We start from the raw sequence: 20,142 nt of genomic DNA on the forward strand, positions 1-20,142 counted from the left end.
AGGAAGGTATGCGTGAACATTGTCATTCTTGACGGGTATACTCTTAATCCCGGAGATTTAAGCTGGCAGGGGCTCGAAAAGCTCGGCAATGTCAGCATCTACGAAAGAACACCGCCGGATTTGGTTTTGGAAAGGGCATCGGGGGCCGATATTCTGCTGACTAACAAAACGCCTCTGCATGCCGAAATTTTAGCGAAACTATCCGACTTACAGTATATCGGGGTGCTGGCAACCGGTTACGATGTAGTGGATGTCAATTTTGCCAAACAACGCAATGTCGTCGTCACCAACGTACCGGGATATGGAACGGATTCCGTAGCCCAAATGGTATTTGCCCTGCTGCTCGAGCTGTGCCAAAATGTTAAGCTTCACAGCGATGCCGTGCGCAGCGGCGAATGGGCGGCCGGTAAGGATTGGTGCTTCTGGAAGACGCCTCTCGTTGAGCTTGCCGGCAAAACCTTAGGAATTGTCGGCTACGGGCAGATTGGGGAACAAGTTGCGCGGATAGGTTTGGCCTTCGGCATGAAAATTGTGGCTTTCAAAAGGACGATGGCGGAAAGCACCCCTTTTCCAAACTTTCGTTGGGCCCGGCTTTCCGAACTGCTCGAAGTGTCGGACGTAGTCAGCCTTCATTGTCCGCTAACGCCCGAAACGGAAGGGATGATCAACAAAGCCAGCTTAGCGGGCATGAAGAGCACTGCGTTTCTTATTAATACCGCACGGGGCAAGCTGCTCGTGGACGAAGATTTGGCCGATGCCTTGAACCGGGGAGTCATCGCCGGTGCGGGGCTGGATGTTTTGTCCGTCGAGCCGCCTCACGGCTCGAACCCGTTATTCAAAGCAAACAATTGCATCATCACCCCGCACATCGCTTGGGCGACTAAAGAAGCAAGGTCCAGATTGCTGAACACTGCGGTGGATAATATTCGGGCCTTTATTTCTGGGACTATGAAGAATGTAGTCAATAAATAGACGCGGCGTGTAAAAAAGGAGCTTATTGCCAGTCGCCCGACTGTGATAAGCTCTTTTTTTAATGATTTTCTTGCGATCGCTTTTTACTTGGACCCGATCAGTTCACTATGGTATGCCGGCGGGAGAATCAGCCAGCCCTGTCTTTTAAGAAAATCTTTAAAGGTAATGGCAAAGGCTGTTTTCAGCGACATAAATTTCGCAAACATGGCGGCCACATCGGAGCGGCCAGCCTCTGTTATGCCCCGTGCCGCAAAGGTGATGGCCAAAACGAGGTTTTCCGAAACAAGCTGGGCGGCTTCCTCGTCGGAAAACTTTGCATCGTCGGGGATATTTGCGAAGACAGCTTGGTTTTTGGGGGGAGTTACCCTCGGCTGAGGTATCCCTTCCTTTTGAAACAAAGCGATAATATCGTCCCTGACGCTCTTGTGAATTTTTTGCAAATCCTGAAAATGCTTTTTTAATTCTTCGTTTTTAACGGTGTTCAAAGCAACCTGCTCGCCCCGCATGGCATGCTGCGTCCCGGCCAAATAATACCACAAATTCATCACTTCGCCGACATGCAGCGGCTGTTTTTCTCCGTCCAGAAACGGCTCGATCGCATCCTTAATGACCTCAAACCAATTCATCCGGATTCCCTCCATTCGTCTTTTACTATCTTTCCTATACTTTGCGAATTTTATAAATCGAGTAGAGGAGGGGGGCGCCGGTTTCTACGTGTGGATTCTGTATGAAATATCGTATAGAAGTTACGCCAAGATCGTAAAACAGACCAATGTGTATGAAAAATCATATACATATTTCCGCCGGGACAATAAAACCGAACAATATGTATGAAAAATCAGATATAAATTTTCTTTTTGCGTCAAGCCCAACGATTGTATCTGAAAAATCATATAAAAATAACGAATGGATAGGCGGCTGAAATTGGCATCCACGTCGGAGTCAGTGATCGATATTAAGGCGCGATTTTGCCGGGGAGCTCCTGTTTCCGAAGCGGACGAACTGTGTCCGACCCTAGAAGTAAAAACGGAGTGTACATTCGGTTCGTTTCATAGACCGATGTACAGCTCCGATATCAGTTAAAGTGAATTTAAAGATGCCCCGAAGTAGGACGTGTCCGACATAGGTTTGTGCCGGCAAATAGTTCACTCCAACTATCGCACCACATTGAAGTGAAGTAGAGCGTGTCTGACGTAGGTTTGCACCAGCAAACCATGGCAGACAACCGCGAGCACGAGGCACTTTGCAGCACCCAAGGCACCGCGCAAAAGTACAGCGTGTCCGGCATAGGATTTTTTGCCTGAAAGCAAAAAATCCATGCCGGACAAACGCGAACTAGCAGCGAGCAGTTACGCAAACAGGGCGGGTCCAGGGCGCCCAAGCGCCTGGGGTCCCCCTTTAGGGGGATTTAGGGGGTGTCACCCAGATTTAGGAGGTGTCCCTAAGATTAGGGCGTATCACTTGCCAAATAATGTAAAATTTCCGTTGGACCCACGATCAAAATATAATACTACAGCCGTAAGAAAAAGTCTATATTTTTTTCGTGATTTTTTTATACTTATAGGTATTCCAAATCGATGAGGAGGTATACCGATGCTTAATCGAACGGAAACCGAAGAAAGACAATATTTGAACGCCGTGCTCGCAAAACTTCAGCGTGCGCTGGATGAGCTGGAGCGGCAAGTATCTTCGTCATACAGGGAAGTGATCGAAGCAAAAAAATACGTATGGCAGAACATGAGCCAACTGGACCCGGCCGAAAGGGCCGCAAACCGGGTGGACATTTCGCTGGCGATCGACTCCGGAAACAGAGCGATAGCCCAGCGGACGAAAATTCAAAAGCTGCTGCAATCCCCATACTTCGGTCGCGTGGACTTTGCACCGGGGGATAAAGCGAAAACGGAACAGTTTTACATCGGCATTCATTCTTTTGCAGATGATAACGACGCCGATCTGATCTACGATTGGCGCTCTCCCGTGTCCAGCATGTTTTACGATTTCGAGGCGGGAAAAGCTTTTTACGAGGCGCCGATGGGAACGGTGGAAGGCGAAATCAAGCTGAAGCGGCAGTACAAAATCAAAAACGGCGAAATGGAGTATATGCTGGAAAGCTCCATGAACATCAGCGACGATGTGCTGCAAAAGGAACTTAGCCAGACGACGGACGAAAAAATGAAAAACATCGTCGCCACGATTCAAAAGGAGCAAAACGTCATCATTCGCAACGAAACATCGTCCGAGCTGATCATCCAGGGAGTCGCCGGTTCCGGAAAAACGTCGATCGCCCTGCACCGGGTAGCCTTTTTGCTGTACCGGAACAAAGAAACGCTGACCTCGCGGAACGTGCTGATCATTTCGCCGAACAAGGTGTTTTCCGATTATATCTCGGGAGTGCTGCCGGAGCTGGGCGAGGAAAAAATCATGGAAGTCGGTTTCGAGGAGCTGGCCGCTCGCGAGCTTGCGGGCATTTGCAAGTTCCAAACGTTTTACGAGCAGGTCGCGGAGCTGATCGAGCAAGGAGACGACCGCTTCGCCGAGCGCATCGGCTATAAAGCGACCGTCCGTTTCACGGATGAGCTGGAAGCTTATCTGCAATACGCGGATGAACATTTTTTCGAGGCGAAGGACTTTGAATTAAACGGCACCGTTTTTTCCCGGGGTGACATATTGAACGGCTACAATTCCTTGAAAAGATTGCCCGCAGCGCAGCGGTGGGACAAGCTGGCAGCGTCGCTTGCCGCCGGCCGCAGAGACAAGGAAGGAAATAAGCTGAATAACTCGTCGGTCAAAAAAATAAAAACGGCCGTCAAAAAAATGTACAGGTTCCAGGACGCTCTCTCATTATACAAGCACTTTTACGAACATATCGGCAAGCCGGAGCTGTTCCAATGGAAAGGGCCGAAAACGCTGGAATATGCGGATGTGTTCCCGCTCGTATACGTGAAGTTTTATTACGAAGGCGCCGCCGCCTACGATCAGGTCAAACATCTGCTGGTCGACGAAATGCAAGACTATACGCCCGTCCAATATGCGGTTTTGGCCAAATGGTTCCCCTGCAAGAAAACGATATTAGGCGACAGCGGCCAATCGGTAAACCCGTATTCCTCTTCCTCGCTGACGATCATCAAGAAAGTTTTTCCCCATGCGGACACGATCGAGCTGTGCAGAAGCTACCGTTCCACCGTCGAGATCACGAATTTTGCCCAAAGCATCAAGAAAAACGACAAGCTCATCCCGATCGAGCGGCACGGAGAACCTCCGGTTATTGCGAGATGCGGCGGCAGAGCGGGCGAACTTGCGGAAATCAGCAGGCTGGTCGGCCTTGTCGCGACGTCGGGGTACCAGTCCCTCGGCATCATTTGCAAAACGCAGAAGGAAGCGGAGCGGGTATACGCGGAAATGAACCAGCTCTATCCGGATATAGATTTGCTTGATTTCCACAGCGAGCAGTTCCGCAGCGGCATTATCGTCGCTTGCGCGCATTTGGCGAAAGGGCTTGAGTTTGACCAGGTCATCGTGCCGTTTGCCGATCAAGCGAATTACCGGACCGAACTGGACAGAAGTTTGCTGTATATCGCCTGCACGCGGGCGACCCACAAGCTGAATGTCACTTATTCCGGGGAGCCGTCTTCGTTCCTCGGCAATGATGCGGATTCATCTAAATAAATCAAACGGAAAAATAAAAGATAATGCTCGCTATGTTCAAAACCCCCGGAAATGTCTTCCGGGGGGGGGGTTCTCATGTGCGGAATCAATATTTCCCATTGCTCCCGAACAATCTTATTTTTTCCCTGACCACATCTTTGACAGCCGCCCGTGCCGGTCCCAAATATCCGCGCGCGTCGAACAGCTCGCTGTTTTCGTTCAGCAGCGTGCGGACTTGTCCGGTGAAGGCGACCTGGTTTTCGGTGTTGACGTTGATTTTGCCGACCCCAGCCCGGATGGCTTCTTGTATGGCGGAGTCCGGCACGCCGGAGCCGCCATGCAGCACGATCGGCGCTTTGATGGCTGCGGACACTTTGGAAATGATGTCGCAGCGGATGCGGGGTTCGCTCTTGTACAAGCCGTGGGCGGTGCCCACCGCTATGGCGAGCGCGTCCACCTTGGTCTCGTTCCAGAATGAAATGGCCTCCTCGGGGCTCACAAGTGCGCTTTCCTCGACCGTCCGGTCATCTTCGGTGCCGCCGATCGTGCCGAGTTCGCCTTCTACGGAAACGCCTGCCGCATGGGCGGCTTCCACCACTTTGCGGGTAAGCCGTATATTTTCCTCCAGCGGATAATGGGAGCCGTCGAACATGACGGAGGAAAAGCCGGCGCGAATGCACTGGATCACAACTTCGAAGCTGCTGCCGTGATCCAGATGAAGAGCGACGGGCACGTCGATTCTGCGGGCGGCCGTTTTGGCGATGGCCGACACATAATCGAGCCCCATATAGCGGATCGTCGCCTCACCAACGCCGAAAATGACGGGGGACCTTTCCTCGTGGGCGACTTCGGCAATCGCCTGGGTAAACTCCAGATTGATCAAATTAAAATGGCCTACCGCGTATTTTTCCTCTTTGGCTTTTGTCAGCATCGATGTCAACGGAACGAGTTGCATATGCCATAACCTCCAGTACGATTTTTTTGCCTATTTGCCCAAAAACGATTCCACTCTCTCAACCAGATGTTCGGCCGTAAAGCCGTATTCCTGCATCATTTTGTCGCCCGGAGCCGATGCGCCGAAACGGTCGATGCCCAGGACGAAGCCGTTTTCCCCGACGTAACGTTCCCAGCCGGAAGGGTGGGCCATCTCGACGGCTACCCGCAGCTTGGCCGAAGGGGGGATGACCGAATTCCTGTAAGCCCGCGGCTGCTCCTCGAACAGCTCCAGACACGGCATGCTGACGACGCGCACGGACAGCCCTCTGGCTTGGAGCGCGAGATACGCTTCGCGGATCAGGCTGACTTCCGAACCGGATGCCATCAGCACGATGTCCGGGTTTCCGTTATCCGCGTCGTACAGCACGTAGGCTCCTCGGGCCAGCAGTGCCGCCGACTCGGCCGTGCCTTCGAGGATCGGCAGATCCTGCCTCGACAGGATCATCGAAACCGGGCGCCGATGCTGGCCGAACGCATAGCGATAAGCCGCAGCCGTTTCGTTCGCGTCGGCCGGCCGGATCACCAGCATGTTCGGCATGAGCCTAAGCGAAGGGATATGTTCGATCGGCTGATGCGTAGGGCCGTCCTCGCCGTAAGCGATGCTGTCGTGCGTGAATACGTAAACGACGGGCTGATTCATCAGCGCGGAGAGCCTCATCGCCGGACGCATGTAATCCGAGAACACGAGAAACGTTCCGCCATACGTCTTGATGCCGCCATGCAGCGACAGGCCGTTCATGATCGCGCCCATCGCAAATTCGCGAACGCCGTACCAGATGTTGCGGCCTTTGTAATCGTCCGGGCCGAAAGCGGCGGAGCCCCTGATCAGCGTTTTGTTGGACGACGCCAGGTCGGCCGATCCGCCGAGCAGAAAGCGGATTTTTTTCGCAATCGCGTTCAGCACATCCTCGGAGGCTTGGCGGGTGGAGCGCAGCCCTTGCCCCGGCGAGTAGACCGGCAGCTCCGCATCCCAGCCTGCGGGCAGCTCATGGTTGATGGCTTGCTCCAGCTCCTCCGCCAGCTCGGGAAACGCCGATTGGTAACGCTGCCAAAGCTCGTTCCATTTCGCCTCGGCTCCGGCACCTTTTTCGTTCAGGCGGGCGAAATGCTCTCTTACTTCCTGTGGAATATGAAATGGCTCATGCGGCCAGCCATAGTTTTTTCTGACGAGTTCGACCTCGCTCGCGCCGAGCGGAGCGCCATGGGAGGCGGATTTCCCTCCTTTGTTGGGGCTCCCGTAGCCGATCGTCGTTTGCACGACGATAAGCGACGGCTTCCCGCGTTCCTGCTTCGCTTCAAGCACCGCCTGCTCGATCGCGTCGAGATCGTTGCCGTCCCGAACATGCAGCGTCTGCCAGCCGTACGCTTCAAACCGCTTCTGCACATCTTCGGTAAACGTGAAGCCGATGTCGCCGTCCAGCGAGATGTTATTGGCGTCATAAAGCACGATGAGCCGGCCGAGCTTCAAATGCCCCGCCAAGGAGGCGGCCTCCTGGCCGACGCCCTCCATCAAGTCCCCGTCTCCGCAAAGCGAATACGTATAATGATCGACGACTTCGTAGCCGTCGCGGTTGTACGCCGCCGCCAAATACCGCTCAGCCATCGCCATCCCCACCGCCATAGCCACGCCCTGGCCGAGAGGGCCTGTCGTCGCCTCCACGCCGGGAGTATGGCCGTATTCGGGGTGGCCCGGCGTTTTGCTCCCCCATTGCCGGAAGCTTTTGATGTCGTCCATCGTCAGGCCGAAGCCGCCGAGGTGCAGCAGGCTGTACAGCAGCATGGAGCCGTGGCCGGCGGAAAGCACGAACCGGTCCCGGTTAAACCAGCGGGGGTTGGCGCCGTTTTGATTCAAAATGCGGGTCCACAGCGTGTAAGCCATCGGAGCGGCCCCCATCGGCATGCCGGGATGGCCCGAATTCGCCTTCTCAACGGCGTCGATCGAAAGCATGCGGATTGCATCCACCGCCAATTGATCGATATTTTTTGCGACTGCCTCCATTTCTGAACTCCTCCCATCAATTTCGATCGCGTAACGATCAAAAATTATCATTTCGTATCAATAATAATCAAATAAAAACGTTAAATCAATCAAAATATTTCCGAGGAAACGGTTTACAAACCAAAAATGTTCATAGTATAATGGCTTTGCGATCAAAAATTATCATTTGTGATCGTTATCAATCGGATCTTGAAATGAGGATAACCCAATGATTCCTGAAAAACGCCATAACGCGATTCTTGAACTGCTCAAGGAAAAGAAAACGATCAGCATCGCTGAAATCGTCAAGGAACTTAATATTTCGGAGATTACCGCACGCCGCGATCTGGAGCATATCGAAAGCAGCACCAACCTGATTTTGCGGATCCGGGGCGGCGCGAAGCTAATCGAAAACCAGCTTGAGGCGAATACGACCTATCTGAACGACCGCTTTTCCAAGCAGCTTGCGAAAAACAGAGAAGAAAAGCAGGCGATCGGCAGGCTGGCGGCTTCACTCGTCCAAGATGACGAAACGATCATTATCGATGCGGGCTCCACAGGGCTTCATGTCGCGAAGCATATGGACGGAAAGAAAGGCGTAACCGCCATCGTCACGGCGGTCAACATCGCGGAGGAGCTTGAGGAGAAGGACGGCATCACGACGGTAATTACAGGCGGAGTGTTCCGTTCGCGGACGACGACGCTGCTGAACCCGTTTATCGAGCAAAGCCTGATGAACGTCTATGCCGACAAGGTATTCATCGGGGTCACCGGGGTATCGATCACGCACGGTTTTTCGGGTCACGATTTTTTGGAGGCGGACGTAAAGAAGATTTTGATGAAATCGGGGAGGGAGATATACTGGCTGGCGGACGCGTCGAAGCTGAACTACATCGGTTCGATTCAGTTTGCCCCGCTTGACGAATCCCATACCATCATTACGGATTGGACCGTCGATCCGGAAATCAAACGTCAATTTGAGCAAAAGTGCCGCATCCTGGTTGCCGAAAGGGGATGACATGAACGATGAACGTTATGATCGCGCAGTCCGGCGGGCCCACCCCGGTCATCAATATGTCCTTGCGGGGGGCGGTTGAGAAAGCTCTCGGTATGGAGGCCGTCGACAAAATATACGGCTCCCGCAACGGAGTGGAGGGCATTTTGCACGATGATTTGGTACACCTTCACGAGAAAGCGGAAGATATCCGGCGAGCGTCGCAGCAGCCTGGAGCCATCCTCGGAGGCTCCAGGCATTCGCTGACGGAAAACGAGGTGGCCGCCATCGCGGAGAAGCTGAAGGAGCTAAACGTCGGCATCTTTTGCTACATCGGCGGCAACGGCTCGTCACGGACCGTAAAAGAGTTGCACCGGCATGCCGTGCAAAACGGGATAAACATTCAATTCGTACATATTCCGAAAACGATCGACAACGATCTGTACGGCATCGACCATACGCCGGGGTTTGGAAGCGCTGCCAAATTCGTTTCGCATATGGTTCAATGGATCGGCATGGACATGGCTTCCATGAAATCGTACGACAAGGTGGAAATCGTCGAGGTGATGGGCGGCAACTCCGGGTGGCTTGCCGCAGCGACTGCGATTGCCAAGAGGGACGAGGCGGACTATCCGCAGATCGTCTATATGCCGGAGCAGGAAGTGCGTCTGGAGGAGATGCTGGCGCAAATTGAAACCGTATACAGCAAAACGGGAAGCGTCATGATGATCGTTCCCGACCATTTGAAAATCCCCGGTTTGCGCTCGGATGCGGCGCTCGGCCACCCGAGAAGCGGCTACAACGGCGGGATCAGCTACAAGCTGGCCGGCGAAGTGAAGCAGCGTCTCGGTCTGAAAACGAGAGTGACGTCGCCCGGCACGTTATACCGCACCGCGAGCTGCATGGCTTCCGAGTGCGATTTGTCGGAGGCATACAGGCTCGGCGCAGAAGCGGTCCGCTTCGCGGCCGAAGGATACTCCGGCGGCATGGTCACCTTGGACCGCGTCTCCGATTCGCCGTATGAGTGCCGCATCGATTGGGCGGACCTCGAACATATTGCCGGCAAGGAGAGGCCGCTCCCGGCACATTACTGGGATGCGCAAAGACAGATGCCGACCCCGGCGTTTATCGATTACATTCTTCCGTTAGTTGATGGGCAAATCATTCGCCCTGTCATACTATAAGCAGCACCAACAACAAAAAGGGAGGCAACACGTATGAAAGCACTTCGCGTTATTACATCCGTATCGTCACTCGCACTGCTGCTCGCCGCTTGTTCCCCTCCGGCGACAACCGCCCCGGATGCCGGCGGAACGAAGCCGGCACCCGGGACTCAGGAGGCCAAAACCGGCGGCAAGACACAAATTCATTGGCTGCAGCATTGGGTCAACGAGCAAGGGCCGGACAAAATCAACGAAGTAAAGAAAGCGTTCGAGCAAAAAAATCCGGACATCGAGCTGATCATCGACGACCTGCCGTTTGCCCAGGAGCACGACAAAATCGTCTCGCTCGATCTCGCGGGCATGCCGCCGGATATTATTACCGTTTCGGGCGCATGGCTGTCGGAATTTGCGGAAGCCGGCATCATCGCTCCGCTCGACGATTACATCAACAAGCTGCCCAAGGACTATCAGGATGCGATTCAAGGGCCGATGTCGCTCCCATACAAAGGCAAACGTTACGGCATCCCGATTACGAACGGCAATATCGCGCTGTTTTACAACAAGAAGCTGCTGCAGGAAGCGAACGTCAAGGTGCCGACCACGTGGGACGAATTCGTCGAAGCGTCCAAGAAGCTGACGGACCCGTCCAAAAACCGGTACGCGCTGACCGGCAACATCGTCGCCGAGCCGCCGACCGTCATTTCGTACGAGGTGTTTCCTTTCATTTTGCAGGCCGGCGGCAAAATTATCGACAACAACAAGGCGGCCTTCAACACGAAGGAAGGCGTGGAGGCGCTTAATTTTTACAAGAGCCTGATCAAGGACCATAAGGTGACGACGCCGGGCGAGCTGAGCGCCGGTGAGAAGGAGAAGCGGGCCAACTTCAGCGCGGGCAACGTCGCCTTCATGTTCGAAGGACCGTGGGGCGTGGCGATTCAGAAGAAGGCGAACCCGAATCTCGATTTCGGCGTCGCTCCGCTGCCCAAAGGCAAAGTGTCGGGCACGGTCGCCCAGGGCTCGGTGCTCGGGCTTGCCGCCAAAGGGAAAAACAAGGACGCCGCGTGGAAATTCATCGAGTTTATGGGAAGCGCCGAAGGTCAGCTGCTCTGGGATAAAGCGACCAACTTCTTCCCGTACAACAAGGTGACGATGAAGGACGACTTTTTCCAGAAAGATCCTTATTTGAAAGTGTTCGTCGATCAGTTCGAAAAAGCGGACCGCGTCGAGGTGATCGACAATTTCCTGCCGCAGGCGAACGATTTGAGAAAGCTGTTTACCGTCGAAGTGCAGAACTTCCTGACCGGCAAAAAGACGGCGCAGCAAGCGCTCGACGACGCGGCAGCGAAATGGAACGAAGCTTTTCAAAAAATAGAAAAAAAATAACGAAGCGGATGGGCTTCTTCCCCCCGGAGGTGAGGGCATGAGAGCACACCAATCTGAAGCAAGGAGTATGACGGGTATGCAGCGAACGACATGGAACCGCTCCACGAATACAGCCATCGATTTTTTTAGAAAAGTCTCGTTTGTGCTGCCCGCGATGGTCATGCTCGTCCTGTTGACCGGATACCCGTTGTTCCAGGTTATCCAGATGAGCTTTTACGATTATTCGGTGAAATCGCGGCCCGTATTTTCGGGAACCGCCAACTACAGCGCGTTCCTTCACGATCCTTTATTTTGGAACGCCTTGAAAAATACGCTCATCTTTACGTTTGCCAGCGTGGCCGGAGGGTTAATAGCCGGTTTAACGCTCGCGCTGCTGCTCAATCAATCGATCAACTCGAAAGTGCGGGGCGTGTTCCGATCGATCCTGATGTTTCCGTGGCTGTTTTCCTCCACGGTCGTCGCTGCGGCATGGATGCTGATCCTGAATCCGTTCGGCCTGCTGAACTGGATGCTGAAGTCCGTCGGACTGGAGCAACTCGGACAAACGGCATGGCTCAGCCACGAGCAGCTTGCTATCGTCGGCGTCATTTTCGCCAATGTTTGGAGAGGGTTCCCATTCATGATGCTGATGCTGCTAGCCGGGCTGCAGACGATCTCCAAAGATTTGTACGAAGCGTCGGACATCGACGGGGCGGGATTTTTCCAGCGTCTGTTCTACGTCACCCTGCCGCAGCTGAGAAACATTTTGCTGACGCTGACGATCCTCGAGATCATCTGGAACTTCCGCTCGTTCGACCTGATCTTCCTGATGACCGGCGGCGGTCCGATGAACGCGACGGAGGTGCTATCCACCTACGTGTACCAGTTCGCTTTCCGCACGCTGAACTTCGGATACGCTTCGGCGACGGCGATTTTCATGCTGCTCGTGATGGTGCTGGCTTCCGCTTTCTACTTAAAAGCGTCGCTCGGAAAGGAGTCGAATTGAACGATGAAGAGAAGGCACGCATTTTTCACGTATTTGTCTCTGATCGTTCTGGCCAGCATCGTCATGCTGCCGATCGCCTGGATGGTCAGCATTTCGCTACGCGCGAACCAGGAAGTGTTTGCGATGCCGCTCAGGTGGATTCCGGAGCATCCGACGCTGGATGCGTTCCGCTCCGTGCTCAAAAATCCGAATCTGGTGCGGCTGTTCGTGAACAGCTATATCATCGCCATCGCCGTGACGTTTCTGTGCATCCTGTTCGCTTCGCTGGCGGGATACGGATTTTCCCGATTTTCGTTCAAAGGCAAAAGGGCGATGCTGCTCTACGTGCTGCTGACGCAAATGTTTCCGATGGTGCTGCTCAGCATACCGTATTTCCTGTTCATCACGCGGGTGGGACTGTACAACACGTATTTTGCGATGATTTTGGCGTATACCTCGTTTGCGCTGCCGTTTTCGATCATGATGATGCGCGATTTTATCGGCACGATCCCCCGCGAGCTGGACGAGGCGGCGACGATCGACGGCTGCGGCGCGCTGCGCACCTTCTTCTCGATCATCATCCCGCCCAGCCTGCCGGGTCTCATCGCAACGGGAGTGTATACGTTCATCCTCGCGTGGAACGAATTCCTGTTTGCGGTGGTGCTGACCAATACGGTCAATGTGAGACCGCTGACGATCGGGATCGGCATGCTGATCGGAGAGTATACGACGGAATGGAACCAGCTGATGGCGCTTTCCTTTATGGCCAGCGTACCGCTCATCTTAGTGTTTTTATTCCTGCAAAAATATTTCCTGCAGGGCTTAACCGCAGGCAGTGTGAAATAACGTGAATAAGGAGAGAGAGAAACCATGAATGCATCCCGATTGATCGTCAAATCGACGGACGCGCCGGGTGGCGGCACCGTGCTGTCCGTCACCCCGGAATCGGCCGGCTGGGAATACGTCGGCTTTGAAGTCGTCCGCCTGCTTCGCGGGCAGACGATGCAGCGCGCGACCGAAAGCAAGGAGGTGTGCCTTGTCCTGCTCGGCGGCAAGGCGAATGTAGCGACGCAGGAAAAGCGATGGGAGGGCATCGGTGAGCGTGCGAGCGTCTTTGATCGCGTTCCGCCTTACTCCGTGTATGTTCCTTCCGGAGACAACTTCACGGTCGAAGCTGTAACGGATCTGGAGCTCGCGGTATGCTCCGCGCCGGGGAAAGGCACATACCCTGCGCGGCTCATCCCTCCGGCGGAAGTCGGAGCGGAGCCAAGAGGGCAAGGCAATACGGAACGCTGGATTCACAACATATTGCCCGAATCGTCGCCTGCGGACAGCCTGCTCGTCGTCGAGGTTTATACGCCGAACGGGCATTGGTCCAGCTACCCTCCGCATAAGCACGATCAGCTCAATCTGCCGGAAGAATCGTTTTTGGAGGAGACCTACTACCACAAGGTGAAGCCGGAGCACGGCTTTGCCGTCCAGCGGGTGTATACGGACGACCTCACGCTTGACGAGACGATGATCGTGCGGGACGGCGACGCGGTGCTTGTCCCTAAGGGATACCATCCGGTCTCAGCCCCGCCGGGATATGATCTGTATTATTTGAACGTGATGGCGGGACCTGTGCGGACGTGGAAGTTCAAGAACGACAAGGACCACGAATGGATTTTCGAACAGTGGAAAAAACAGCCGGCGGAAGGGGAGGCAACATCAAAATGATCCGTTTCGATTCAAACAGACCGATCGATGTGATCGGTGTGGGCCGGCTGTGCATCGATCTGAATGCCAACGAAATTCACAGGCCGATGGAGGAGACGAGAACGTTCACCAAGTATGTCGGAGGATCGCCGGCCAATATTGCGATTGCGCTGGCGCGCCTCGGCCTGAAAGCCGGCTTCATCGGCAGGGTGGCGGACGATCAGCACGGCCGGTTCATCACGAATTATTTGCGGGAGCGCGGCATCGACACTTCCCACGTCATCACAGACAAGTCGGGCAGCGTGACGGGGCTTGCCTTCACGGAAATCAAATCGCCGGAGGAGTGCAGCATCCTTATGTACCGCGACAACGTCGCCGATCTGAAGCTGGAGCCGGGCGACATCAAGGAGGATTACATCCGGCAGGCGAAAGCGGTGCTCATCTCCGGCACGGCGTTGGCGCAAAGCCCTTCGCGCGAAGCGGTGTTTCTGGCCGTCGACTTGGCGAGAAAACATAACGTCGTCGTCATTTTCGACATCGATTACCGGCCATGGACATGGAAATCCAAGGAGGAAACCGGCATTTATTGCAGGCTTGTCGCGGAAAAAAGCGACGTCATCCTCGGCGGGCGCGAGGAGTTCGATCTGCTGGAGGCCGTCATGGGGCCGCTGCGGCGCGACGACCAGGCCACGGCGGAGGAGTGGTTCCGCCACCGCGCGCAAATCGTCCTCGTGAAGCACGGCGGGGACGGCTCGCGCGCCTACGTTCGGGACGACGGCTGCTATCAAGGGACAACGTTCCCCGCGAATGTCGTCAAAACGTTCGGGGCAGGGGACTCGTTTGCAGGCGCCTTTATTTACGGCCTGATGAACGGATGGAGCGTCGAGAAAAGCCAGCAGTTCGGGGCGGCGTCCGCATCGATCGTCGTGTCGAGCCACAGCAGCTCCGAGGCGATGCCGACCGTAGAAGACATCCGGGCCGTCATCGACAAATACGGCAAAGCGTTAGCCTGATTAAAAATAAAGAGGAGTGAAGAGAGATGACCGATGCCGTATCCGTATTGCCAAACTGGATCGGAGGGAAATGGACGGATTCCACCTCCGGCAAAACCGAGCCGGTGCCGAATCCGGCTACCGGGGAAATACTCGCCATGGTTCCGCTGTCATCGCGGGCGGAGCTCGATCAGGCGGTGGCGGCAGCAAGGGAAGCGTTCCGCGAATGGAGCCGGGTGCCGGTGCCCCGCAGAGCGAAAGTGCTGTTCAAATACCAGCAGCTGCTCGTCGCGCATTGGGAAGAGCTGGCGCAGCTCGTGACGAAGGAGAACGGCAAAAGCTACAGCGAAGCGTACGGCGAGGTGCAGCGGGGCATCGAATGCGTGGAATTCGCCGCAGGTGCTCCGACGCTGATGATGGGCAGCGTGCTTCCGGATATCGCCACAGGCCTGGAGTCGGGCATGTACCGCTATCCGCTCGGCGTCGTCGGAGGCATCACGCCGTTCAACTTTCCGATGATGGTGCCGTGCTGGATGTTCCCGCTGGCGATCGCCTGCGGCAATACGTTTGTGCTCAAGCCGTCGGAGAGGACGCCGCTGCTGGCAAACAGGCTTGCCGAGCTGTTTGCCGAGGCCGGGCTGCCGGACGGCGTGCTGAACGTGGTGCACGGGGCGCACGATGTGGTGAACGGCCTCCTGGAAAATGAACAGGTGAGCGCCATTTCCTTCGTCGGCTCGCAGCCGGTGGCCGAATACGTGTATAAAACGGCGGCGGCGCACGGCAAGAGGGTGCAGGCGCTGGCCGGGGCGAAAAACCATTCCATCGTCATGCCGGACGCCAACCTGGACCTGGCGGTCAAAGAGATTATTAACGCGGCGTTCGGCTCCGCGGGAGAGCGCTGCATGGCGGCTTCCGTAGTCGTGGCGGTCGGCGAAGTGGCCGACGCACTGGTTGCACGGCTTAAGGAGGCCGCCGGCCGGATCGTGATCGGCAACGGGCTCGAGCAGGGCGTATTCCTCGGGCCGGTTATCCGCGAGTCCCATAAGGCGCGCACCTTGCAGTATATCGAATCGGGGGTTGCCGAAGGCGCCTCGCTTGTGCTGGACGGCCGCGAGCTGCCGGAGAAGCTCGGAGGAAACGGCTTCTTCGTCGGGCCGACCATTTTCGACCGCGTGCAGACGGGCATGAAAATTTGGCGGGACGAAATTTTCGCTCCGGTGCTGTCCGTCGTCAGGGCGCAAACCTTGGACGAAGCGATTGACATCGCAAACCGTTCCGAATTCGCCAACGGCGGCTGCATTTACACGGACAGCGCCAAAGCGGTCCGCCATTACCGCGAGCGGATCGACGCCGGAATGCTCGGCGTCAATGTCGGCGTTCCCGCGCCGATGGCCTTTTTCCCTTTTTCCGGCTACAAAAAGTCGTTTTACGGGGATCTGCATGCCAACGGCAGAGACGGAGTCGAGTTTTATACGCGCAAAAAAATGATCGTCGCGCGGTACTAGAAGATTTGGGCTAAAGGAGCCATCAATACTGCTGCTGCTGCTGCTTGTTCTCTTTATACATGCCCGAATGGATAAGTTTAACATCGATATCGATGCGGTCCAGCGAGTAATCGCTCAGAGGGGCGGCGCCGTTTTGGGTGAGCTTGCTCCAGAGCGGAAAAGCGTCGCGGTACAACCTGTGCTCAAGACTGTACAAATCGACAGAGCTTTTTTTGCCCTCCGCGAACGTGCGCTCGATTTCGGAACGAATGGCGCCGGCCGCTTTCTTTTCGATCGTGGATTCTTTCATCGGGCGCAGCTGCTCGGAGAGGAAAGCCCTGCATTGGAGGCGGATTGTAAAAGAGGGCGAATCCCCGCCGGCGTGCGGGATGATTTTAGCCTGCGGTTTTTCCGCCGTAATTTTGGCCGCAGCTTCCCCTTCCTCGTACAGCATAAACATGGTGCGGTTTGTTTTTTCCTCCAACCAGCGCAGTCCGGGAAGCTTGTCTTCGCCGAACCACTTGACAGTATTTCCGCTTCCTATGGCGTAAACGCCGTTCACCGCCAGCTTCGGGTCGGGCTCGTTATTTTTTTTCCATGTCGTCGTATTGATGCTTAACGAGGGCAGCAGCAGGGTGTAGCCCGGCTCACGCAGCCGGACAAACGCCCTGTTCAGACGAATGGGCCGTATATAAGAAAACTGCTGGAAATTTTCCAGCGGCTGCGCCAAAATGGAGGCGAGCGGAGACAAGCTGAAGAATGGTTCGACGGTGAACAGTCGGTCGATCGGTTCCCGGGTGGCGTATACCCACTGGATGTAGCGGGTTTCGTTATAGCGCAGCAGACTGTCGAGATTAGGGATGATTCCTTGCCTGAGCGCGTTTTCCGTCATGACGATGCTGGTGACATGCCCCCAAAATACCCGCTGCTGGGACGTTTTGTAAAGCTTGGCTGTGGCGTCCCCGACGCTGATTCCTTCCTCATGGCCGGACCAGATGGAGGGGGACCCGCTCATCTTGGCGCCTTCCTGCTTGGCGACGCTCGAGAAGTCGAGCATCTGAGCGTAAACGATATAACGCCCGTCCTTGAAATCGATGCCGAGCGCCGTAAAATAGTTCATATCCTGGATCGTCTTGATATCCCAGCACCCCGCCAGCAGCGACAAAAGCGCAGTGACGGCGGCGAGCCGCAATATTTTACGGATCATGCGGAACCGCCTCCCCGGCGGGTTTTGTCCCTGGTTTTCAAAAAGAACGGCCGCCGTTTGGCGGTCTTCCAAGGTTTTGCCAGCAAGGCACCGGGGATTTCCCTGAATTTGGGCGGGGAAAGCGGGGCCATATACGGAACCCCGAACGACTCCAGCGTCGATAAATACAAAGCAAGCCCTATCATGCACAGCATAAAGCCGTATATGCCCAGGAAGCCGGATACGAGAAGAATGGCGACCCGCAGCACGGAAACCGTTCCGGCGAGCGTCTGATTGACGACGGTAAACATCGAAATCGTTGAAATCGAAGTTATAACGAGCGTCGTCGGGCTCGTAATGCCGGCCCGAATCGCCGCATCTCCGACGATGAGTCCGCCGACGACGGTAACGGTTTGTCCGACCGCCTTGGGCAGCCGCATGCCGGCTTCGCGGAACAGCTCGAACAGCAGCAGCATGAGAATGAAATCCATCGGTCCGGATAACGGAAGTCCCAGCCTCGAGGAAGAGATCGTCGCGACAAGCGGAAACGGAAGTTGATCCACATTGTAAGCGATCAAGGCAAGCCAAAATCCGGGGAGAAAGGTCGAAACGATCAGCCCGGCAAACCGCAGCAAGCGCTCCATCGACACATAATAAAACGGAAAATGCACATCCTCCGCCGATTTCAAAGTCAGCATCAGGTTGGCCGGCGCGATGACCGCCATCGGGGAACCGTCGACAAGCACGGCGAAACGGCCTCTGAGCAGACAGTCCGCCACATATTCGGGACGGCCGGTATAGTCGAGCAGCGGGAACAAGCTGATCTTTTTGCCTGACAAGCCCTCTTCCAGCTGGCCGCTGCTGAGCAGGCCGTCCACTTTCAAGCTCCGCAGCCTCCCTCTCGCTTCCTCTATGACGTCAGGCCGCGCCACATCCGCCAAATACAGCAGGGCAACCGATGTCCGGCTCCTTTCGCCGATCTCGAACTTTTCGCAGCAAAGGGAACGCGTCTTCATCCGCTTGCGGATCAAGGCAACGTTCGTAGCTACGTTTTCCGTAAAAGAGTCGCGCGGTCCTTTGATCGACGATTCGGAGCTCGATTCCTCCGGCTGCCGGTTCGGCGGGTTCGAAATATCAACGGAGTACAGAAGTCCCGCTTCTTCGAAAAACAGCACCAGTTCTCCGGAGAAGACGCGTTTCGTGACCGTACCGAGCTCGTCCGGGCCGGAAACCGGCTGAAGCTGCAGCGTCATTCCGGTAAGCAAGGCCGATTCGTCGATTCGCTCCGTCTCTCGCAGCATCGTTTTCAGATGCGGAAGCACCGACTGGTCGATTTGTTTCGTATCGGCGAGTCCTTCGCTATACAGCAAAAGTACGCGAACCGGAGCAGAAGGCGACTCGAAGCGAAATTCAGCGATGGCGACATCTTCCGCCCGGGCAAACGAATCGCGAAGCTGGCGTTCGTCAACAGCCGGCATCACCCGTTTCCTCCTTTCGTTTATTGAATATGACGATTGCCGCGAACAGGAACAAAAACAGAACCAGGTTCATTCCGAACGAAACCGGGAACAGCGCATGCCTCACCCACCGCAGCAGCGTCATGTCGTCCCACGGAAACAGTGTCAACGCGAGAATAACGGCACAAAGGGCGGCGAGCAGCTTCGTGCGGCTTCGTTTTTCGAATCCGGTCACGTCGACGGCCAGAAACAGCAGCAGCGAAACCCGGATGAAAGCCCCCGATATCCACTGATAAATAGAGAAAAAGTCCAGATGGGACAAATATTTCCCGATCTGCACCATTCGCCTCTGTTCGAAAGCCGGGTAACGCATGCTGGCCGCTTCGAACAGACCGAAAATGGCGATGGCGCCAATGAGCGGTCCGAGCGTCAGTACGATCAGGAATGCGGATAACCCCAGCAGCGATGAAATCCGCACCGCCGAAGACAGGTGCTGCTGCATAGCAAGAATAAGAACAAGCTCCAGCGACCCTCCGAGCGAATAAAACCCGGCCTTGATTGCCGGCATATAACCGTGGGTAAAAAGAGGAAGCAGCAGGGTATAGTCCTTGTATTGAAAATTGGCGCTCATTACGAACAAGCCGAGCAAAACAACCCCAGGCAGCAGCAGGCCGGACGTAATGGCAATCGCTCTTATTCCGGCTTTCGCGGCAAAAAAACAAAGTGCGGCAAACGTGATGCCGATAACCGATTTCGGCGTTTGCGGCAAATAAGACACTTTTGTCCAGTTCACCATATCATGAAGAGTGACGAAGGTATGTACCAGACAGTAGCAGCCGATCATAAGCACGGCTCCCGTGCCGACGGCCTTGCCGAAGCGCTGCTTTAACATTTCCGTCAGCTTGCGGTTTCCGGTCCTTTTCACGACCGCATACAGCATGCAGGTCCAAACGATGGCAGGCAAAAAGGAGCAGGCGACGCCCGCCCAGGCGTCCCTTTTTGCGAGCTGTAATAAAACGGGGATCTGCAGCACGTGATTGTTGAGGCCGATCGAAAGTGTCAGCGCGCAGTACATTTGGAAAGCGGTTATTTTCGCAAGTCTCTGCATAAAGTTCTCCGAACGGCGATGGAAAAAGTTAGAATCCGTATGTCCGGTAGTATGTTTAAAACAATGAATGTTTATGTATAAATATTTACGAATTATGTATTGACAAAAGTAAAAGGGCGGTG

General features: G+C 55.1%; 16 protein-coding genes. 10 read left to right on the top strand and 6 right to left on the bottom strand.

The window, feature by feature from the left end:
• The first annotated feature begins 12 nt into the window (after positions 1–12).
• Positions 13–972 carry a D-2-hydroxyacid dehydrogenase gene (locus MYS68_RS02600; RefSeq protein ID WP_248924327.1) on the top strand — a complete coding sequence of 320 codons (960 nt, stop codon included), beginning with the start codon at positions 13–15 and terminating at the stop codon, positions 970–972.
• A gap of 83 nt (positions 973–1,055) precedes the next feature.
• On the opposite strand, the gene MYS68_RS02605 is transcribed toward MYS68_RS02600, so the two are convergent.
• Complete coding sequence (locus MYS68_RS02605) at positions 1,056–1,598, bottom strand: DUF3231 family protein (RefSeq protein WP_248924328.1); 543 nt, start codon at positions 1,596–1,598, stop codon at positions 1,056–1,058.
• Between the two features lie 967 nt (positions 1,599–2,565).
• On the opposite strand from MYS68_RS02605, the gene MYS68_RS02610 reads away from it, so the two are divergent.
• On the top strand, positions 2,566–4,638 hold the full coding sequence (locus MYS68_RS02610; RefSeq protein WP_248924329.1) for a HelD family protein: 2,073 nt from the start codon (positions 2,566–2,568) through the stop codon (positions 4,636–4,638).
• A gap of 85 nt (positions 4,639–4,723) precedes the next feature.
• On the opposite strand, the gene fba is transcribed toward MYS68_RS02610, so the two are convergent.
• Positions 4,724–5,572 carry a class II fructose-1,6-bisphosphate aldolase gene (fba, locus tag MYS68_RS02615; protein WP_248924330.1) on the bottom strand — a complete coding sequence of 283 codons (849 nt, stop codon included), beginning with the start codon at positions 5,570–5,572 and terminating at the stop codon, positions 4,724–4,726.
• 30 nt (positions 5,573–5,602) lie between these two features.
• A complete protein-coding gene (gene tkt, locus MYS68_RS02620) occupies positions 5,603–7,612 on the bottom strand; it encodes a transketolase (protein ID WP_248924331.1) in 2,010 nt (669 codons plus the stop codon).
• 208 nt (positions 7,613–7,820) lie between these two features.
• On the opposite strand from tkt, the gene MYS68_RS02625 reads away from it, so the two are divergent.
• The 8 genes from MYS68_RS02625 (at position 7,821) to MYS68_RS02660 (ending at position 16,290) form a co-directional block, all read left to right on the top strand.
• Positions 7,821–8,609: a DeoR/GlpR family DNA-binding transcription regulator gene (locus tag MYS68_RS02625; protein WP_248924332.1), complete on the top strand. Its 789-nt coding sequence runs from the start codon at positions 7,821–7,823 to the stop codon at positions 8,607–8,609.
• A gap of 8 nt (positions 8,610–8,617) precedes the next feature.
• Positions 8,618–9,769, top strand: coding sequence for a diphosphate--fructose-6-phosphate 1-phosphotransferase (locus MYS68_RS02630; RefSeq protein ID WP_248924333.1), 1,152 nt, complete (start codon positions 8,618–8,620; stop codon positions 9,767–9,769).
• Positions 9,770–9,802: 33 nt separating this feature from the next.
• Positions 9,803–11,131: an ABC transporter substrate-binding protein gene (locus MYS68_RS02635; RefSeq protein WP_248924334.1), complete on the top strand. Its 1,329-nt coding sequence runs from the start codon at positions 9,803–9,805 to the stop codon at positions 11,129–11,131.
• Between the two features lie 76 nt (positions 11,132–11,207).
• On the top strand, positions 11,208–12,116 hold the full coding sequence (locus MYS68_RS02640; RefSeq protein WP_248924335.1) for a carbohydrate ABC transporter permease: 909 nt from the start codon (positions 11,208–11,210) through the stop codon (positions 12,114–12,116).
• Between the two features lie 3 nt (positions 12,117–12,119).
• Positions 12,120–12,941: a carbohydrate ABC transporter permease gene (locus tag MYS68_RS02645; RefSeq protein WP_248924336.1), complete on the top strand. Its 822-nt coding sequence runs from the start codon at positions 12,120–12,122 to the stop codon at positions 12,939–12,941.
• 24 nt (positions 12,942–12,965) lie between these two features.
• Positions 12,966–13,814 (top strand): 5-deoxy-glucuronate isomerase, encoded by an 849-nt coding sequence (iolB, locus tag MYS68_RS02650; RefSeq protein ID WP_248924337.1) that lies wholly within the window; start codon positions 12,966–12,968, stop codon positions 13,812–13,814.
• Positions 13,811–14,806: a 5-dehydro-2-deoxygluconokinase gene (iolC, locus tag MYS68_RS02655; protein WP_275983417.1), complete on the top strand. Its 996-nt coding sequence runs from the start codon at positions 13,811–13,813 to the stop codon at positions 14,804–14,806. Before iolB ends, iolC begins: the two co-directional genes overlap by 4 nt.
• Before the next feature lie 26 nt (positions 14,807–14,832).
• Positions 14,833–16,290: a CoA-acylating methylmalonate-semialdehyde dehydrogenase gene (locus MYS68_RS02660; protein ID WP_248924338.1), complete on the top strand. Its 1,458-nt coding sequence runs from the start codon at positions 14,833–14,835 to the stop codon at positions 16,288–16,290.
• A 22-nt stretch (positions 16,291–16,312) separates the two neighbouring features.
• Here the strand turns inward: MYS68_RS02660 and MYS68_RS02665 are convergent, their stop codons facing one another.
• The 3 genes from MYS68_RS02665 to MYS68_RS02675 are packed head-to-tail and all read right to left on the bottom strand — an operon-like array spanning position 16,313 to position 20,020.
• On the bottom strand, positions 16,313–17,476 hold the full coding sequence (locus tag MYS68_RS02665; RefSeq protein WP_248924339.1) for a Ger(x)C family spore germination protein: 1,164 nt from the start codon (positions 17,474–17,476) through the stop codon (positions 16,313–16,315).
• Positions 17,473–18,933: a spore germination protein gene (locus MYS68_RS02670; RefSeq protein WP_248924340.1), complete on the bottom strand. Its 1,461-nt coding sequence runs from the start codon at positions 18,931–18,933 to the stop codon at positions 17,473–17,475. Before MYS68_RS02670 ends, MYS68_RS02665 begins: the two co-directional genes overlap by 4 nt.
• Positions 18,920–20,020: a GerAB/ArcD/ProY family transporter gene (locus tag MYS68_RS02675; RefSeq protein ID WP_248924341.1), complete on the bottom strand. Its 1,101-nt coding sequence runs from the start codon at positions 20,018–20,020 to the stop codon at positions 18,920–18,922. The genes MYS68_RS02670 and MYS68_RS02675 overlap by 14 nt, the downstream gene beginning before the upstream one ends.
• Between the last annotated feature and the right edge of the window lie 122 nt (positions 20,021–20,142).

This window comes from Paenibacillus hamazuiensis (genome assembly GCF_023276405.1).
GTDB lineage: Bacteria > Bacillota > Bacilli > Paenibacillales > NBRC-103111 > Paenibacillus_AF > Paenibacillus_AF hamazuiensis.

Coding starts and splice junctions, on each gene's coding strand:
- MYS68_RS02605 (WP_248924328.1), bottom strand. CDS start 1,598: ATGAATTGGTTTGAGGTCATTAAGGATGCGATCGAGCCGTTTCTGGAC.
- MYS68_RS02610 (WP_248924329.1), top strand. CDS start 2,566: ATGCTTAATCGAACGGAAACCGAAGAAAGACAATATTTGAACGCCGTG.
- fba (WP_248924330.1), bottom strand. CDS start 5,572: ATGCAACTCGTTCCGTTGACATCGATGCTGACAAAAGCCAAAGAGGAA.
- tkt (WP_248924331.1), bottom strand. CDS start 7,612: ATGGAGGCAGTCGCAAAAAATATCGATCAATTGGCGGTGGATGCAATC.
- MYS68_RS02625 (WP_248924332.1), top strand. CDS start 7,821: ATGATTCCTGAAAAACGCCATAACGCGATTCTTGAACTGCTCAAGGAA.
- MYS68_RS02630 (WP_248924333.1), top strand. CDS start 8,618: ATGAACGTTATGATCGCGCAGTCCGGCGGGCCCACCCCGGTCATCAAT.
- MYS68_RS02635 (WP_248924334.1), top strand. CDS start 9,803: ATGAAAGCACTTCGCGTTATTACATCCGTATCGTCACTCGCACTGCTG.
- MYS68_RS02640 (WP_248924335.1), top strand. CDS start 11,208: ATGCAGCGAACGACATGGAACCGCTCCACGAATACAGCCATCGATTTT.
- MYS68_RS02645 (WP_248924336.1), top strand. CDS start 12,120: ATGAAGAGAAGGCACGCATTTTTCACGTATTTGTCTCTGATCGTTCTG.
- iolB (WP_248924337.1), top strand. CDS start 12,966: ATGAATGCATCCCGATTGATCGTCAAATCGACGGACGCGCCGGGTGGC.
- iolC (WP_275983417.1), top strand. CDS start 13,811: ATGATCCGTTTCGATTCAAACAGACCGATCGATGTGATCGGTGTGGGC.
- MYS68_RS02660 (WP_248924338.1), top strand. CDS start 14,833: ATGACCGATGCCGTATCCGTATTGCCAAACTGGATCGGAGGGAAATGG.
- MYS68_RS02665 (WP_248924339.1), bottom strand. CDS start 17,476: ATGATCCGTAAAATATTGCGGCTCGCCGCCGTCACTGCGCTTTTGTCG.
- MYS68_RS02670 (WP_248924340.1), bottom strand. CDS start 18,933: ATGCCGGCTGTTGACGAACGCCAGCTTCGCGATTCGTTTGCCCGGGCG.
- MYS68_RS02675 (WP_248924341.1), bottom strand. CDS start 20,020: ATGCAGAGACTTGCGAAAATAACCGCTTTCCAAATGTACTGCGCGCTG.